17 protein-coding genes are annotated in these 15,072 nt (G+C 61.4%); 2 read left to right on the top strand and 15 right to left on the bottom strand.

Features of this window, described 5'->3' with window-relative positions; translation table 11 throughout:
• Positions 1-9 precede the first annotated feature (9 nt).
• From APT89_RS16995 to APT89_RS16980, 4 genes are read right to left on the bottom strand one after another with little or no spacing between them, the layout of a single operon-like run.
• On the bottom strand, positions 10-696 hold the full coding sequence (locus APT89_RS16995; protein ID WP_060573087.1) for a D-lyxose/D-mannose isomerase: 687 nt from the start codon (positions 694-696) through the stop codon (positions 10-12).
• 49 nt (positions 697-745) lie between these two features.
• Positions 746-1,687 (bottom strand): ABC transporter substrate-binding protein, encoded by a 942-nt coding sequence (locus APT89_RS16990; protein ID WP_028015197.1) that lies wholly within the window; start codon positions 1,685-1,687, stop codon positions 746-748.
• A gap of 30 nt (positions 1,688-1,717) precedes the next feature.
• Positions 1,718-2,713 carry an ABC transporter permease subunit gene (locus tag APT89_RS16985; protein ID WP_032662554.1) on the bottom strand — a complete coding sequence of 332 codons (996 nt, stop codon included), beginning with the start codon at positions 2,711-2,713 and terminating at the stop codon, positions 1,718-1,720.
• Entirely contained in the window at positions 2,710-4,230 is a 1,521-nt protein-coding gene (locus APT89_RS16980) for a sugar ABC transporter ATP-binding protein (protein WP_028015199.1), read from the bottom strand. The genes APT89_RS16985 and APT89_RS16980 overlap by 4 nt, the downstream gene beginning before the upstream one ends.
• Positions 4,231-4,355: 125 nt before the next feature.
• Here APT89_RS16980 and APT89_RS16975 point away from each other — a divergent pair, with 125 nt between their 5' ends.
• Together APT89_RS16975 and yjdP are read left to right on the top strand one after the other, a co-directional pair.
• Positions 4,356-6,635 (top strand): ATP-binding protein, encoded by a 2,280-nt coding sequence (locus APT89_RS16975; RefSeq protein WP_041911518.1) that lies wholly within the window; start codon positions 4,356-4,358, stop codon positions 6,633-6,635.
• A gap of 69 nt (positions 6,636-6,704) precedes the next feature.
• Positions 6,705-7,028 (top strand): DDRRRQL repeat protein YjdP, encoded by a 324-nt coding sequence (yjdP, locus tag APT89_RS16970; protein ID WP_047362632.1) that lies wholly within the window; start codon positions 6,705-6,707, stop codon positions 7,026-7,028.
• 52 nt (positions 7,029-7,080) lie between these two features.
• Here the strand turns inward: yjdP and phnP are convergent, their stop codons facing one another.
• The 11 genes from phnP to phnF are packed head-to-tail and all read right to left on the bottom strand — an operon-like array spanning position 7,081 to position 15,060.
• Entirely contained in the window at positions 7,081-7,839 is a 759-nt protein-coding gene (gene phnP, locus APT89_RS16965; protein ID WP_047362633.1) for a phosphonate metabolism protein PhnP, read from the bottom strand.
• Positions 7,840-7,848: 9 nt separating this feature from the next.
• A complete protein-coding gene (gene phnO, locus APT89_RS16960; protein ID WP_060573084.1) occupies positions 7,849-8,283 on the bottom strand; it encodes an aminoalkylphosphonate N-acetyltransferase in 435 nt (144 codons plus the stop codon).
• Positions 8,276-8,827 carry a ribose 1,5-bisphosphokinase gene (gene phnN / locus APT89_RS16955; protein ID WP_028015204.1) on the bottom strand — a complete coding sequence of 184 codons (552 nt, stop codon included), beginning with the start codon at positions 8,825-8,827 and terminating at the stop codon, positions 8,276-8,278. The genes phnO and phnN overlap by 8 nt, the downstream gene beginning before the upstream one ends.
• Positions 8,824-9,960: an alpha-D-ribose 1-methylphosphonate 5-triphosphate diphosphatase gene (gene phnM / locus APT89_RS16950; protein WP_060573082.1), complete on the bottom strand. Its 1,137-nt coding sequence runs from the start codon at positions 9,958-9,960 to the stop codon at positions 8,824-8,826. Before phnM ends, phnN begins: the two co-directional genes overlap by 4 nt.
• Positions 9,957-10,637, bottom strand: a complete 681-nt coding sequence (phnL, locus tag APT89_RS16945; protein WP_060573080.1) for a phosphonate C-P lyase system protein PhnL — start codon at positions 10,635-10,637, stop codon at positions 9,957-9,959. Before phnL ends, phnM begins: the two co-directional genes overlap by 4 nt.
• A 9-nt stretch (positions 10,638-10,646) precedes the next feature.
• Positions 10,647-11,402 (bottom strand): phosphonate C-P lyase system protein PhnK, encoded by a 756-nt coding sequence (phnK, locus tag APT89_RS16940; RefSeq protein WP_060573077.1) that lies wholly within the window; start codon positions 11,400-11,402, stop codon positions 10,647-10,649.
• Positions 11,399-12,244: an alpha-D-ribose 1-methylphosphonate 5-phosphate C-P-lyase PhnJ gene (gene phnJ, locus APT89_RS16935; RefSeq protein WP_041911512.1), complete on the bottom strand. Its 846-nt coding sequence runs from the start codon at positions 12,242-12,244 to the stop codon at positions 11,399-11,401. Before phnJ ends, phnK begins: the two co-directional genes overlap by 4 nt.
• Positions 12,237-13,301: a carbon-phosphorus lyase complex subunit PhnI gene (locus APT89_RS16930; protein WP_060573075.1), complete on the bottom strand. Its 1,065-nt coding sequence runs from the start codon at positions 13,299-13,301 to the stop codon at positions 12,237-12,239. Before APT89_RS16930 ends, phnJ begins: the two co-directional genes overlap by 8 nt.
• Complete coding sequence (phnH, locus tag APT89_RS16925) at positions 13,301-13,885, bottom strand: phosphonate C-P lyase system protein PhnH (RefSeq protein ID WP_045630769.1); 585 nt, start codon at positions 13,883-13,885, stop codon at positions 13,301-13,303. The genes APT89_RS16930 and phnH overlap by 1 nt, the downstream gene beginning before the upstream one ends.
• Positions 13,882-14,334, bottom strand: a complete 453-nt coding sequence (phnG, locus tag APT89_RS16920) for a phosphonate C-P lyase system protein PhnG (protein WP_028015211.1) — start codon at positions 14,332-14,334, stop codon at positions 13,882-13,884. Before phnG ends, phnH begins: the two co-directional genes overlap by 4 nt.
• Positions 14,335-15,060, bottom strand: a complete 726-nt coding sequence (gene phnF, locus APT89_RS16915; protein WP_060573074.1) for a phosphonate metabolism transcriptional regulator PhnF — start codon at positions 15,058-15,060, stop codon at positions 14,335-14,337.
• Between the last annotated feature and the right edge of the window lie 12 nt (positions 15,061-15,072).

Here is a 15,072-nt window from a genome sequence, read left to right as displayed (position 1 = left end):
ATTCACTCCTTATCTCCGAAACAGGTTGTACTCGTTGCACAGCACCAGCACCGCCGGTTCGTCTTCTTCGATGTTGTTATAGCGGGCAACGGGCTGCAAAAAGTGGTTGTCGTGCTCGTCGTCATTCACCGACGACACTTCGCCCACAAGCACGTCGCCAAAGCCGCGTTCGCCCCAGAAGCTGTGATACAGGCCGGGCGTGAGACAGATGCTTTCCCCTGGTGTGAGGCGCAGCTGGCTGCCGGGGGCGTGGGTCTGGCGGCAGCCGTCGACGGTGACGGTCACGTCGGTGTTTTCGGTCTCTTCATGCGCTCCCGCATTCCATAACTCAATAATCAGGTTCCCGCCGCCCCGGTTAATGATGTCCTCCCGCTTGCGCCAGTGAAAATGCATCGGCGTCACCTGGCCGTCGCGCACGTGCATGATTTTTTCGGCGTAGCACTTCTCATAGGGCACGCCGTTGGGGGAGCCGTTGCGCAGGGTAAACAGGGTCAGACCCTGCGCGGCAAAGCTGTTGCCGCCGAAAGCGGTCACGTCCCAGCCGAGCTTGAGGTCAAACACTTCCTGCCACGCGGCCCGATCAAGCTGCTGCCATTTTGTGGGGGGAAAGCTGGCAAACGGCGGGAGATGCACGTCGTGCATGGAAAAAAATTGCCGCGTGTGGCCGAGGATTTCGTTAATGTCGGAGCGTTTCATGGGGACTCCTTGAAAACAGCTCCCTCTCCCTGTGGGAGAGGGAAAAGGATCATTTAACCGTCCACCCCTTATACGTGCCGACGTTCTTTTTATCGATCATCGTCACCGGGATCAGCACAGGCTCTTTCGGCGCAGGTTTGCCCTGCAGAATGTCATAGCCGATCTCCACCGCCTTCGCCGCCATCACCTGCGGATCCTGCGCCGGGGTCGCCACAAACAGGGAGTTTTCGCGCTTCAGCGCCTCTTCACCGTCCGGGGAACCGTCCACGCCGACGATAAAGAACTCGTTGCGCTGGGCCTGTTTCGCCGCCAGATCGGCGCCGATCGCGGTCGGATCGTTAATCGCGAATACGCCGTCGATCTTCGGATTGGCCGCCAGCAGAGAGGTCATCACTTCCAGCCCGCCTTCACGACTGCCTTTGGCATTCTGGTTGTCCGAGAGCACCTTGATGTCAGGATGTTTTTTGAATTCCGTCTGGCAGCCTTCCACGCGGTTCTGCACCGCGGAGACCGGCGGTCCATTGATGATCACCACGTTGCCTTTGCCTTTCAGGCGGTCGGTAATGTACTTACAGGCCATTTCCCCCGCCTGGGTATTATCGGAGGTGATGGTCGCATCGGCCCCTTCCGCCGCCACGTCCACCGCCACGACCACGATCCCCGCTTCTTTGGCTCGCTTCACCGCCGGGCCGATCCCTTTGGAATCCGCAGCGTTGAGGATGATCATGTCCACCTTCGCGGCGATGAAGTTATCGATCTGCGACACCTGCTGGCCCAGATCGTACCCGCTGGAAACCAGCGTCACCTTGACGTTATCGCCAGCCAGCTTGCGTGCTTCCAGCTCGGCACCTTTGGTGATCTGCACGAAGAACGGGTTAGCCAGGTCGCCCACCGTCACGCCGATGGACTTCAGATCTTTTGCCTGCGCAAACGGCGTTGCGGCCAGCAGGGCGCCAGCACAGAGCGCGGTCACTAAGGGTTTCAAACGCATCTTGTCTTCCTCGCTTGTAGGGTATTGTTGTTATGCACTTTGATGATGTCGGGTACGGTATTTGTCGATCAGCACCGCTATGATGATCACCGCCCCTTTGATCACCAGCTGCCAGAAGTAGGAGACGCCCATCAGCGTCATGCCGTTGTTGAGGGTGGCGATGATCAGCGCCCCCACCAGCGTGCCGGTGATCGTGCCGATCCCGCCGACGAAGCTGGTGCCGCCGAGGATCACCGCCGCAATCGCATCCAACTCGTAACCCGTGCCGAGGTTGCCGTTGGCGCTGTAGAGGCGCGAGGCGCTCATCACCCCGCCGAGGCCGGAGAGCAGGCCGCTCATGCCGTAGACAAAAAGCAGCACCAGCCAGACTTTGATGCCGGTTAAGCGCGCCGCCTGCATGTTGCCGCCGACCGCGTAGATATGAACGCCGAGCGTGGTGCGGCGCAGGATGAACCAGCAGATAGCGATGACCGCCAGGGCAATGACTACGAGCCACGGAATCGGGCCGAGGTAGTTATTGCCGATCCACTCGAAGCTGATGTTGGAGTTAATCACCGTGGTGCCGTCCGCCAGCAGATACGCCGCGCCTCGCAGCGCCGTATAGGTGCCGAGCGTGACGATAAACGGCGGCAGCCCGGCGAAGGCCACCAGCGCGCCGTTGAACAGCCCCAGCACCATGCCGAGCATCAGCGCCGCCGGAATGGAGAGCATCGCGAATTCAGGAATAAGCGAGACCACCATCGCCGCCACCGCCGTGGTGCCGAGAATCGAGCCCACGGAGAGGTCAATCCCGCCGGTCAGAATGATGAAGGTCATTCCCGCCGCCAGCACGATGTTGATCGACGCCTGACGGGTAATGTTGAGCAGGTTACTTTCGGTAAAGAAGTTCGGGGCGATAAAGCCAAACACCGCCACAATCAGGATTAAAATCGGCAAAATGCCGACCGTTTGCATCAGATCGCTCATCAGCATTTTTTTGGCGGAGGCGGATTTCGCCACCTGCTGCGGATGGGTTGGAGTTGTCATGATTGCACCGCCTGATGATGTGTGTCGTTCACGCCGGTTGCCAGCGTCATAATATTTTCCTGAGAGATGTCGCGCCCGTGCAGTTCACCCGCAATGCTGCCTTCCCGCATTACGTACACCCGGTCGCTCATGCCTACCACTTCCGGCAGCTCGCTGGAGATCATCAGAATCGCCACCCCCTTGCGCGCCATCTGGTTCATGATGCGGTAGATCTCGCTTTTGGCACCGACGTCCACCCCGCGCGTGGGTTCGTCGAGAATCAGAATGCGCGGGCCAATCGCCACCCAGCGGGAGATCAGCAGCTTTTGCTGGTTGCCGCCGGAGAGCCCGCCCGCGCGCACCTGAGAATGGGGCACGCGGATGTTAAGCAGGGCGATAGCATCATCGGAAATGGACTGGGCTTTTTTGCGGTTAAGCATGCCGAAGGTGGCGTCGCGCTCCAGCGTCGCCATGGTGATGTTCTCCTGCGCCGCCAGCTCCAGAAACAGCCCCTGCTCCTTGCGGTTCTCGGTGAGAAAACCAATCCCGTTTTCAATGGCCGCGCGCGGGGAGTGGATCACCACCGGCTCGCCGTCCACCTCAATCATCCCGCCGGTGGCCTTGCGCACGCCGAAAATCAACTGCGCCAGCTCGGAGCGTCCGGCCCCGACCAGCCCCGCCAGCCCGACGATTTCACCGGAGCGCACCTGCAGGCTGCATGGCTGCACTTTTTTACCGTCGGTGAGGTGGTGCACGTTGAGACGCGGGCTGCCGAGAGGGATATCGCGCTCTTTGTTGAACAGATCGCTGAGCGGGCGGCCCACCATCATCTTCACCAGTTCAGACGCGTTCAGCTTGTCGCGCGTCAGGCTGCCGACGTACTGCCCGTCGCGCAGAACGCTCACGCGGTCAGAGAGTTCATACACTTCCGCCATGCGGTGGCTGATATAGATGATCGCCATCCCTTCATCGCGCAGGCGCAAAATCAGTTCGAACAGGCGGTGGGTTTCGCGGGAGGAGAGGGCGGCGGTGGGTTCGTCCATCACCAGGATGCGGCTGTTGCGGTGCAGCGCGCGGGCGATTTCCACCTGCTGCTGCTCGGCGATGGTCAGCTTCATCACCAGGTCGGTGGCGCTGAACTGCGCGCCGAGACGGTCAATCACCGCCTGCGCCTGGGCGGCCATCTCCTTGCGCTGCACCAGCCCGCCGCGCGACAACTCGCTGCCGAGGAAGATATTTTCCGCGACGGTCAGATTGGGGGCGAGCTGCATCTCCTGGTAAATCAGGGTAATGCCTGCGGCCAGCGCGTCCTTCGGCCCTTTGATGTGAAACGGCTGGCCGTCGATCAGGATCTCGCCGCCGGTGGCGGTATAGGCCCCCGCGAGGATCTTCATCAGCGTGCTTTTTCCCGCGCCGTTTTCCCCCATCAGCGCGTGGATCTCACCGGGGAAGACCGTCAAATCCACGCCCTTGAGCGCGTGGAAATTGCCAAAGGTTTTGGCAATGTGGCGCATCTCTAAAACCGGGGTTCTGCTCATGGCGGATCTCCTGTGAATGTCGATATCTGCACTTCATCACAGGTGCGTAAATGCAAAATGTCAGAAGCTGTTCATATTTGTCATAGTTATGAATAGCGAATGTGGATCACAGTTACGGAGTCAACATGTCTTCACGCCCCCCGTTCTTCTCCAGCGCCCGCGGTCGCCTGCTGATATTTAACCTGCTGGTGGTCGCCGTCACGCTGATGGTGAGCGGCGTGGCGGTGCTCGGCTTTCGTCATGCCAGCCAGATCCAGGAGCAGGTCCAACAGCAAACGCTGGACGACATGACCGGGAGCATGAACCTCGCGCGCGACACGGCCAACGTGGCAACGGCGGCGGTGCGGCTTTCGCAGGTGGTAGGGGCGCTGGAGTACAAAGGCGAGGCCGAGCGGCTGAAGCAGATGCAAACGGCGCTGCGCCGCTCGCTGGAACAGCTGGCGGATGCCCCGCTGGCGCAGCAGGAGCCGGCGCTGGTGGCGCGGATTATTCGCAGAAGCAATGAATTACAGCAAAGCGTAACGGGGATGCTGGAGCGCGGGCAAAAGCGGCATCTTGAGCGTAACGCGCTGCTGAGCTCGCTCTATCAAAGCCAGAGCTATTTACGCCATCTTCAGGACATCAACCGCCGCTTCGGCAGCAACGTGCCGGACGCGCGGCAGCTGATGGAGATGGATCGGCTGATCGCGGCCGCGATTGATACACCTTCGCCGCGTGCTACCGTTCAGCAGCTGGACGCCGTGACCGCCACGCTGCCCCGAAGCGCCATACAGCCGGTCGTGGAGGGCGTTCTGCCCGATTTTAACGCCGAGCTGCGCAAGCTTGCCCCGCTGTCGAAGCAGCTGGAGGAGAGCGATCTGTCCATCAGCTGGTATATGTTCCACATTAAGGCGCTGGTGGCGATCCTTAATAGCGATATTAATCAGTACGTTGAACAGGTGGCGCAGGCTTCCCGGCTTCGCACGGCCCAGAGCCATCACGAGTTGCAATCCATCAGCGTGTTTATCAGCATCTTCGCCGTGCTGGCGCTGATCATCACCGGCTGCGCCTGCTGGTATATCTACCGCAATCTGGGCTCCAACCTGACGGCCATCTCCCGGGCGATGTCGCGACTTGCCCACGGTGAACAGGATGTTTCTGTTCCTGCGCTGCAGCGGCGCGACGAGCTGGGCGAGCTGGCGCGCGCGTTTAACGTTTTTGCCCGCAACACCGCCTCGCTTGAGCACACCACGCGTCTGCTGAAAGAGAAAACCACGCAGATGGAGATCGACCGCATCGAGCGTCAGGGGCTGGAAGAGGCGCTGCTGCACAGCCAGAAGATGAAGGCCGTCGGACAGCTGACCGGCGGGCTGGCGCATGATTTTAACAACCTGCTGGCGGTAATTATCGGCAGCCTTGAGTTGACCGATCCCGAATCAAACGACGCGCCGCGCATTACCCGTGCGCTGAAGGCTGCCGAACGCGGCGCGCTGCTGACCCAGCGGCTGCTGGCGTTTTCCCGCAAACAGTCCCTGACGCCGCATGCAGTAGAAATGCTGCCCCTGCTGGAAAACCTTCGGGAACTGATGCGCCACTCGCTGCCCGCCACGCTTACCCTGGAGATTGAAGCGCAAACCCCGGCATGGCCTGCGTGGATTGACGTCAGCCAGCTGGAAAACGCCATTATCAACCTGGTGATGAACGCCCGGGATGCGATGGAAGGCCAGAGCGGGGCGATCAAAATTCGCACCTGGAACCAGCGCGTGACCCGCAGCGACGGACGCAGGCAGGATATGGTAGCGCTGGAGGTCATCGATCGCGGCAGCGGGATGTCGCAGGAGGTGAAATCCCGGGTTTTTGAACCGTTCTTCACCACCAAGCAGACCGGAAGCGGAAGCGGGCTGGGCCTGTCGATGGTGTACGGTTTTGTGCGTCAGTCCGGGGGGCGGGTAGAGATCGAAAGCGCGCCGGGACAAGGAACGACCGTGCGGCTCCACCTCCCGCGCTCGACGCTGCCCGCCGTTTCGGAGGATGAAGCGCTGGCTGCCACAACGTCCGTGGATAACGAGCGGCTTGTACTGGTGCTGGAAGATGAGGCGGACGTTCGCCAGACCCTGTGCGAACAGCTGCATCAGCTTGGCTACCTGACGCTCGAAGCGGACAGCGGCGAACAGGCCCTGAACATGCTGGCGGCGTCGCCGGATATTGGCATGTTTATCAGCGATCTGATGCTGCCCGGAAGCCTGAGCGGAGCCGAGGTGATTAACCATGTGCGCAGCCATTATCCGCAGCTTCCGGTGCTGCTGATCAGCGGGCAGGATTTGCGCCCGGCGCATAACCCGCAACTGCCGGACGTTCCGTTACTGCGTAAGCCGTTTACCCGCCAGCAGCTGGCGCAGGCGCTGCGGAAGGTGATGGTAATTTGAGAATCCTCCGCTACCCCGGTTCCCAGCCATTCATTACCGTAAGGCCAGTTCACCTGCGAGTCTGGCCTTATGAAACGTTACTCTACCGCTCTGTTATTTGGTCTGCTGTCACTCACAAGCCAACTGGCGCATGCCGATGTGATTGATGACGCCATTGGCAACATTCAGCAGGCGATCAACGATGCCTACAACCCCAGCAGCAGCCGTAATGACGATGACGACGATCGTTACGACCGCAGCCGTCAAATCGACAGCCGACAGTACGACGATCGTCGTCGGCAGCTCGAAGACAGACGCCGCCGCTTAGACGAGCGTCAGCGTCAGCTGGACGACGACAGGCGTCGGTTAGAAGAGGACGAGCGCAGGTTGGAAGACGATTACGATCGCGGCTAAGTGCGGCCTGTTGCCCTCACCCCAACCCTCTCCCACGGGAGAGGGAGAAAACCTAATCCAGCACAAGTACCATCCCGTCATATCCCGCTTCAATGCCGTCCGGCAGCGGGTTATCCATCATCCATGCGTCAAACTGATGGCTAATGTGCGTCAGGATCACCTGCGGACAGCCAATCACCTCGTTCAGGGCCATCACCGTATTTAAATCACTGTGGTTGCGCGGTGTCTCCGGACGCGGTTCATGGCTGCAGTCGATGATTATCGCCTGTGGCTGATTGTTGAGCAGAAACCTCACCGTTTTATCCGGCAGCCCGGCGGTATCAGAAAGCCACGCCACGCGGCTATGGGCCGATTCCAGCAGATACCCGAAGGTCAGTTTTGAATGGTTGAGCGGCAGCGGCGTGACCCGCAGTCCCTGCAGCTCAAACATCACGAACGGCTCGACCGTGTGGCTGAAATCCAGAATGCCGGGATGTTTAAACAGGTCGTCACAGCCCGCTTCATCCGGCGGGCCGTAGACCGGGATGGTTGCGCCCACGCCCCAGCGCAGGGGGAACAGCCCCTGGACGTGATCCATATGATAGTGCGTGAGCAAAAACTGCTGGAAGCTTCCCGCCGGCCAGTCGTCCATCAGGTGCGGAATGCCCGCATCCAGCAGGGTGACTGCATCGTTGAATTTGACCACCGCGCTACAGGGGCGACGGCGATAGTTGTCCTGCAAACGCGCCCTGCGACACGCCGCGCAGTCGCAGCCAAAGACCGGGACCAGCTGGGCGCTTCCGGTTCCCGTTAACGTGATGGTCAGACTCATAACGCACCTCTACAGCGGTTTGGTGAAGCGAAAATGGCTCTGCGTATATCCCTCACGAACGTAAAAGCGGTGGGCGTCCGTGCGCTTCACGCTGGTGGAGAGCTCTGTTAGCTCGGCACCGGCCTGCCTCGCAACGTCTTCTGCCCATGCCAGTAACTGGCTGCCAATCTTTAACCCGCGCGCCTGCGGCATCACCACAAGTTCATGGATCTCGCCGATCCAGCGGGCGTGATGGAGGTGAAACTGCATGTGCAGGCCGATCATGCCGACAGCTTTTCCGTCCAGCTCGGCAAGCTGGTAGCGCATGTTGTGATCCTGCAGATTGGCCAGAAATCCGGCGTGAAACGCCTGATGGTCAAATTCACACTGCTTAAGCTCGCAGATCAGAGCGTAAACGATTTGCGCGTCGTCGGCGGTGGCGGGGCGAAGCTGGCAGTCAGGCATGCTGTCTCTCCTTCTGGCGAATAAGCGATAAAAAGGTCTCGACTGACTGTAGCAAACTTCCGTCGTTATTGAGGACGTGACAGCCCGACGGAGTGTAGCGCGCCGCACGTTCCAGCCGCTGGTCGATCTCACGCGCATTTTCGCGCCCCCGGCTTTGCAGGCGGCTGCGCAGAATATCCGGAGAAACCTGCAAACAGACCGGCAGCAGCGCCGCTTCGTACCGGGCTTTGGCCTGCGGCAGATGCGCGCGCGAGCCGTTAACCAGCACGTCGAAGCCCGCGTGCAGCCAGAGGTCGATCTCGATGCCGACGCCGTAATAAAAGCCGTTCGCGTGCCAGCTCAGCGCCAGCAGATTTTGCCCGGCGCGGGTAAAAAACTCCTGCTCGCTCAGGGCGATATGGTTTTCACTGCCAGCGTTCGCCGCGCGGGTAATGTAGCGGTGCGCCACCAGCAGCTGTGAATGTTCCCGCTGCCGTAACGCCGACAGCAGGCTGTCTTTTCCCGAGCCGGACGGGCCCATTAACCAGATGAGTCTTCCCATCAGAACACCCTTTTTCCCTGACGCCAGACGTGGTCGATATGAACGTGCTCGCCCTTGCGGTGCGCCAGCACCAGGTCTGCCCGTTTGCCTTCGGCAATCTCACCGCGGTCGTGAAGGTTGAGCGCGCTGGCCGGGTTTTTCGTCACCAGTCGAATCGCCTGCGGCAGCGTAAAGCGGTTGTCCTCGTCGTCTGCAACGCGGAAGGCCGCGTCCAGCAGGCTGGCGGGGTAGTAGTCAGACGAGAGGATATCCAGCAGGCCGAGGGAAGCGAGTTTGCTTGCCGCCACGTTGCCGGAGTGCGATCCGCCGCGCACGATGTTCGGCGCGCCCATCAGCACGTTCATGCCGTATTTGCGGGAGGCTTCAGCCGCTTCGAACGTGGTGGGAAATTCGGCGATCACGCTGCCAAGCTGGTGGGATTCGCGCACGTGATCGTGCGTGGCATCGTCATGGCTGGCCAGCGCGATGTTGCGGTCGCGGCACATCGCGGCAATGGAGAGGCGGTTCGACTGCGACCATTGTGCCGCAAGCGCCAGCTGTTCTTCTTCGTAGCGCGCCATCTCCGCATCGCTGAGTGAATACTTGCCCTGATAGTATTCGCGATATTTTTCAATGTTGGCGAACTGGCGCTGCCCCGGGGAGTGATCCATCAGGGAGACCAGCGAGACCGGCTCGCGCCCGACCAGCTTTTCAAACAGCGGCAGGGTGGTGTGGTGCGGCAGCTCGCAGCGCAGGTGCAGGCGGTGCTCGGCGCGGTTGAGGCCGCGCTTTTGCGTCTCCTCCACGGCGTTGATCATCTTTTCCAGATTTTCCAGACGATCGCCGCCGTCGCGCACGTCGCCGATCGCCACCGCGTCCAGCACCGTGGTGATGCCGCTGGCGACCATCAGCGCGTCGTGGCTGCTCATCGCCGAATGGGCGGGCCAGTCCACCTTCGGGCGCGGGGTGAAGAATTTATCCAGATTATCGGTATGCAGCTCAATCAGCCCCGGCAGCAGCCAACCGCCGTCGCCGTCCATCGCTTCAGGAGAACGGCTTTGGGTTTCGGCAAAGGCGCGGATGACGCCGTCCTGGATTTCAACCGTACCCTTCACGACCTCATTTTCCAGCACCAGCCTGACATTATTGATAATCATGCGTTTGTCCCCATCGGGTGCAGCCTGTCCGCCACGCGGGTGCGGACGGCGTCGTCGTGGAAGATCCCGACGATCGCCGCCCCGCGCGCTTTGGCCTGTTCGATCAGCGCTATCACCGCTGCGCTGTTTTTAGCGTCGAGCGAGGCGGTGGGTTCATCCAGCAGTAAAATCGGATAGTCGACGATAAACCCGCGCGCGATATTCACGCGCTGCTGCTCGCCGCCGGAAAAGGTCGACGGGGCGAGGTGCCACAGGCGCTCCGGCACGTTGAGGCGCGTCAGCAGGCTGGCGGCCCTGGCGGCGCAGGTTTCGCGCGGCACGCCGAGATCCAGCAGGGGCTGCATCACCACGTCCAGGGCGGAGATCCGCGGGATCACCCGCAGGAACTGGCTGACCCAGCCGATCGTTGAGCGGCGCACTTCCAGCACCTTGCGCGCCGGGGCCTGAACCAGATCGACCCACTCTTCGTTATGGCGAATATGGATGTGGCCTTCGTCCGGTAAATAGTTGGCGTACAGGGAGCGCAGCAGGGTCGATTTACCGCTGCCGGAGTGGCCGTGCAGCACCACGCATTCACCCTGACTCACCTCTAGCGAGGCGTTTTGCAGCACCGGCAGGCGCACGCCATTTTGCTGGTGGAGCACAAAGGTCTTACTGACACTTTCAACGTGGATCATGTTGGCCTCTTAATTCTGTAATACCGACGACACCAGCAGCTGGGTGTACGGATGATGTGGATCGTCAAGCACGCGGTCGGTCAGCCCACTTTCCACCACCTGACCCTGCTTCATCACCAGCAGGCGGTCCGCCAGCAGGCGCGCAACGCCCAGATCGTGGGTGACAATTACCACCGCCAGGTTCAGCTCCACCACCAGGCCGCGCAGCAGGTCGAGCAGGCGGGCCTGCACGGAGACGTCCAGCCCGCCGGTGGGTTCATCCATAAACACCAGCTTTGGATGGGTGACCAGATTGCGGGCAATTTGCAAACGCTGCTGCATACCGCCGGAAAAGGTGGTTGGCAGGTCGTCAATGCGCGAGGCGGGGATCTCCACCTCCTCCAGCCAGTGCTGTGCGGTGGCGCGGATGTTGCCGTAGTGGCGCGCGCCGGTGGCCATCAGCCGTTCGCCGATATTGCCTCCCGCCGACACCTGACGGTGCAGGCCGTCCATCGGGTGCTGATGCACCACGCCCCACTCGGTGCGCAGCAGGCGACGGCGCTCGGCCTCGCTTATGTCGTAGAGGGAGCGTCCCTGATACAGGATCTCGCCGTGTTGCGGCGTCAGACGCGCGGAGATGGACTTCAGCAGGGTGGTTTTGCCGGAGCCGGACTCGCCGACAATGCCCAGCACTTCGCCCGGCCACAGCTCGAACGACACGTCGCTGAAGCCTTTTCCCGGCGCATATAGGTGGGTCAGGTTATTAACCGAAAGCAGCGGTTTCATTGGCCGTTCGCCTCGCTCTGTTGGCGGCAGTAATCGGTGTCGGAGCAGACAAACATCCGTTTGCCCGTATCGTCCAGCACCACTTCATCGAGATAGCTGTGTTTGGATCCGCAGATGGCGCACGGCTCGTCCCACTCCTGCACCGTAAACGGGTGATCGTCAAAATCCAGGCTTTCGACACGCGTATACGGCGGTACCGCGTAGATGCGTTTTTCACGTCCGGCACCAAAGAGCTGCAGGGCAGGCATCATGTCCATCTTCGGGTTATCGAATTTTGGGATCGGCGACGGGTCCATGACGTAGCGCCCGTTGACCTTCACCGGGTAGGCGTAGGTGGTGGCGATATGGCCGAAGCGGGCGATGTCTTCATACAGTTTGACCTGCATGATCCCGTACTCTTCCAGCGCGTGCATGGTGCGGGTCTCGGTTTCGCGCGGCTCGATAAAGCGCAGCGGCTCCGGGATCGGCACCTGGAAAATCAGAATCTGATCTTCCGTCAGCGGAGTCTCCGGAATGCGGTGGCGGGTCTGGATCAGCGTCGCGTCTTCGGTTTTTTCGGTGGTGTTGACGCCCGTCACGCGCTTAAAGAAGTTGCGGATCGACACGGCGTTGGTGGTATCGTCCGCGCCCTGGTCGATAACCTTCAGCACGTCCGCTTCGCCAATCACGCTGGCGGTGATCTGAATGCCGCCCGTGCCCCAGCCGTACGGCATCGGCATTTCACGGCCACCAAACGGCACCTGATAGCCCGGAATAGCCACCGCTTTTAAAATGGCGCGGCGGATCATGCGTTTAGTTTGCTCATCCAGATAGGCAAAGTTGTAGCCGCTTAAGTTAGCCATTGGCGCGCTCCCGTTGCAGGCGTTTCAGCAGTTCCAGTTCGGCCTGGAAATCGACGTAGTGCGGCAGCTTGAGGTGCGAGACAAAACCTGCGGCCTCGACGTTGTCCGCGTGGGCCAGCACGAACTCTTCGTCCTGCGCCGGGCCGGCAATGTGCTCGCCGTAGTCCGGCGCCTGCAGGGCGCGGTCAACCAGCGCCATCGCCATCGCTTTCCGCTCGCCGAGGCCAAACACCAGCCCGTAGCCGCGGGTAAAATGCGGGTCTTCATTCTCTGGCGCGACGAAACCGTTGACCATTTCGCACTCGGTCATCAGCAGTTCGCCGACGTTCACCGCAAAACCCAGCTCTTCCGGCACGATTTCGACGTCGAGATAGCCGCTGCGGATCTCTGCCGCGAACGGGTGGTTGCGCCCGTAGCCGCGCTGTGTGGAGTAGGCCAGCGCCAGCAGATACCCTTCGTCGCCGCGCATCAGCTGTTGCAGGCGGGACGAGCGTGAGCACGGGTAGACCGGCGGCGTGCGGGTGACGTCGTCCGGCGTGGCGCCAGTGTCTTCTTCCGCTTTCGCCAGCCCCTGGTTTGCCAGCAGGCTGAAGACGTGCGGAGACGTTTCCTGTTCGACGTCTGAAGTGCTGAGTGTTGGGGCTTCGCCGTTCGCCAGCAGCGTGAAGTCCAGCAGACGATGGGTGTAGTCGTAAGTCGGGCCAAGCAGCTGGCCGCCGGGAATGTCTTTGTACACCGCTGAAATACGGCGCTCTAAACGCATTTCCGCCGTGTTCACCGGCTCGCTGACTGCCAGACGGGGAACGGTGGTGCGCCAGGCGCGCAGCAGGAAGATGGCTTCCACGTTATCGCCGCTGGCCTGCTTCAGCGCCAGCGCTGCAAGCTCGCGGTCAGCAACGCCGCCCTCGGTCATCACGCGGTCAACCGCGAGGTTAAGCTGTTGCTCAATCTGGGCGACGCTCAGCTCGGGAAGCTGTTCATCGCCCCGGCGTCTGTGCTCCTGTAAGGCATGAGCGGCGGCGATCGCCTTTTCGCCTCCTTTGACGGCAACGTACATCAGCACACCTCCACGTGGGTAGTCCGCGGGATTGCCAGCAGGCGCTCGCCGCAGGTCAGGATCAGGTCAATGCCGAGCGGGAACGGGTGCGGGCGCTCGGTCAGCTCATGGATGATGCACTCCGGTAGCTGGGGCGCGACCATCCGCTCGTCGGCGATGCCTGCGCCCGTCAGGCGAAGCATGCGGCCACCGCTCAGGCTGGAGACCTGCAAAATCAGCGTGGCGCTGGTTTCCGGTGCGACGGCGCTGCCTTCGCTCAGGGCGTTAAGCTGTTCATGGCTGATCTGTTCGTCGGCCACGGCAAAGACCGCCTGCTGGGGCTGATCGACCAGCGGCGCGCTGGTGTGAAAGCGCAGGTTCTGGCTGGCGATATCGTTCAGCAATGCGCCTGACAGCCATACCGGGGTGTCGTTGTCCGCCAGCGTCAGCAGCACGCTGGTGGAGGCGAGGTTCAGCGGCAGCCAGCCCTGCGAGAGCTGGTGCAAGGAGACAATCACCCCCGGCTCGCTCATGGCCTTCAGCAGGCGACGGAAACTCTGTTGGGCATCCTGGACGGCCAGGGTAAAAGCAGGTTGAAGCGTCATGCGTTGTCTCCGCGAACGAGCGTAAAGAAGTCGACCCGGCTGGTGTTCACTTCGGCCTGACGCGCGGCAAGGCGTGCGGCGCGGTCGGCTTCCAGCGGGGCAATAAGGGTTTCCATTAACGTCTGGAAATGCGGGTGTTCCTGTAAAAGCGCGTCGATCACCGCGCAGCGCTCGGCGTGCGTTTTGTCTCGCCCAAGTACGTAGCTATAACCCAGCGTGCCGCTGTTAAGGCGGATAGCCGCGCGGGTGAGGGTGGCATCGCCGGCGAAGAAGCGCTCGCCGGTGCCGCCCATGCGTGCCTGGATCTGCACCAGGCCGATCTCCGGCGCGCGGATCGTGTCGTAGTCCGGCGTCAGGCCGAGTGCGTTCATGCGGGCGGCCAGCGCAGCAGGCTGGCTATGGGCCAGCACGCGCATCCAGCGCTGTCGGGTGGAGGTGTCGAAGTGCATTCAGTGCTCCATGGTGAATTCAATCATGTCGGCGCGGGTCAGGCTGACGGAGTATTCCGTCGCGTTGATCTCGCCGTCACGGTGGTTGAGGGTGCGCACGCAGAGCAGCGGGGCCATGTTGGGGCTCTCCAGCACCTTGCTCTCTTTCGCCTGCGCGCGGCGGGCGCTGATGCGCGTCTGGGTGCGTTTGAGCGCGATACCCGTCGCGTCCTGAAGGAAATCATGCAGGGAACCGCTGGCGAAATTTTGCAGCACTGGCCAGAGGGTGAGGTCCGCGAAGTAGTGGTCGATCTGGCAGACCGCCACGCCGTTGACCCGGCGCAACGTACGCAGGTGTACGACGTTGTCACCCTCCTGAATCCCGAGCGCATCCGCCACGTGGCGGGAGGCCGGGCGCAGTACCGAGAGCAGCTTTTCGCTGGTTGGATGGCTACCCTGATCAAGCAGATTCTGGCTAAAACGCGCCTGGGCGTTGAGCGGGTAGTCAAACGGGCGCATCAGCACCAGCACGCCGACGCCCTGACGGCGCTGCACCCAGCCGCGCTCCACCAGCTGGTCAATGGCGCGGCGCAGGGTGTGGCGGTTCACCTCGTAGCGGTCGGCAAGCTGCTGCTCGGCGGGCAGGTAGTCACCGCAGCGGTAATGCGTGCGCAGCTCCACTTCGAGCCTGGCCGCAATCTCTTGCCAGCGGGTAGGGTAACTGGTCGGATGTCTGGATAAGTGCATACCAATCAAAGC

Source organism: Enterobacter sp. 50588862, from assembly GCF_001462935.1.
Taxonomy (GTDB): Bacteria; Pseudomonadota; Gammaproteobacteria; order Enterobacterales; family Enterobacteriaceae; genus Enterobacter; species Enterobacter bugandensis.
The sequence above is the reverse complement of the archived record's forward strand: the minus strand, read 5'-3'. Positions and strand labels throughout refer to the sequence as shown.

Bases quoted from the DNA above. Each gene is read 5' to 3' on its own strand.
- APT89_RS16985 (WP_032662554.1), bottom strand. From the start codon at position 2,713: ATGACAACTCCAACCCATCCGCAGCAGGTGGCGAAATCCGCCTCCGCC.
- APT89_RS16980 (WP_028015199.1), bottom strand. From the start codon at position 4,230: ATGAGCAGAACCCCGGTTTTAGAGATGCGCCACATTGCCAAAACCTTT.
- phnL (WP_060573080.1), bottom strand. From the start codon at position 10,637: ATGATCCACGTTGAAAGTGTCAGTAAGACCTTTGTGCTCCACCAGCAA.
- phnJ (WP_041911512.1), bottom strand. From the start codon at position 12,244: ATGGCTAACTTAAGCGGCTACAACTTTGCCTATCTGGATGAGCAAACT.
- phnG (WP_028015211.1), bottom strand. From the start codon at position 14,334: ATGCACTTCGACACCTCCACCCGACAGCGCTGGATGCGCGTGCTGGCC.
- APT89_RS16995 (WP_060573087.1), bottom strand. From the start codon at position 696: ATGAAACGCTCCGACATTAACGAAATCCTCGGCCACACGCGGCAATTT.
- APT89_RS16930 (WP_060573075.1), bottom strand. From the start codon at position 13,301: ATGTACGTTGCCGTCAAAGGAGGCGAAAAGGCGATCGCCGCCGCTCAT.
- phnM (WP_060573082.1), bottom strand. From the start codon at position 9,960: ATGATTATCAATAATGTCAGGCTGGTGCTGGAAAATGAGGTCGTGAAG.
- APT89_RS16975 (WP_041911518.1), top strand. From the start codon at position 4,356: ATGTCTTCACGCCCCCCGTTCTTCTCCAGCGCCCGCGGTCGCCTGCTG.
- phnP (WP_047362633.1), bottom strand. From the start codon at position 7,839: ATGAGTCTGACCATCACGTTAACGGGAACCGGAAGCGCCCAGCTGGTC.
- phnK (WP_060573077.1), bottom strand. From the start codon at position 11,402: ATGAAACCGCTGCTTTCGGTTAATAACCTGACCCACCTATATGCGCCG.
- APT89_RS16990 (WP_028015197.1), bottom strand. From the start codon at position 1,687: ATGCGTTTGAAACCCTTAGTGACCGCGCTCTGTGCTGGCGCCCTGCTG.
- phnF (WP_060573074.1), bottom strand. From the start codon at position 15,060: ATGCACTTATCCAGACATCCGACCAGTTACCCTACCCGCTGGCAAGAG.
- yjdP (WP_047362632.1), top strand. From the start codon at position 6,705: ATGAAACGTTACTCTACCGCTCTGTTATTTGGTCTGCTGTCACTCACA.
- phnH (WP_045630769.1), bottom strand. From the start codon at position 13,885: ATGACGCTTCAACCTGCTTTTACCCTGGCCGTCCAGGATGCCCAACAG.
- phnO (WP_060573084.1), bottom strand. From the start codon at position 8,283: ATGCCTGACTGCCAGCTTCGCCCCGCCACCGCCGACGACGCGCAAATC.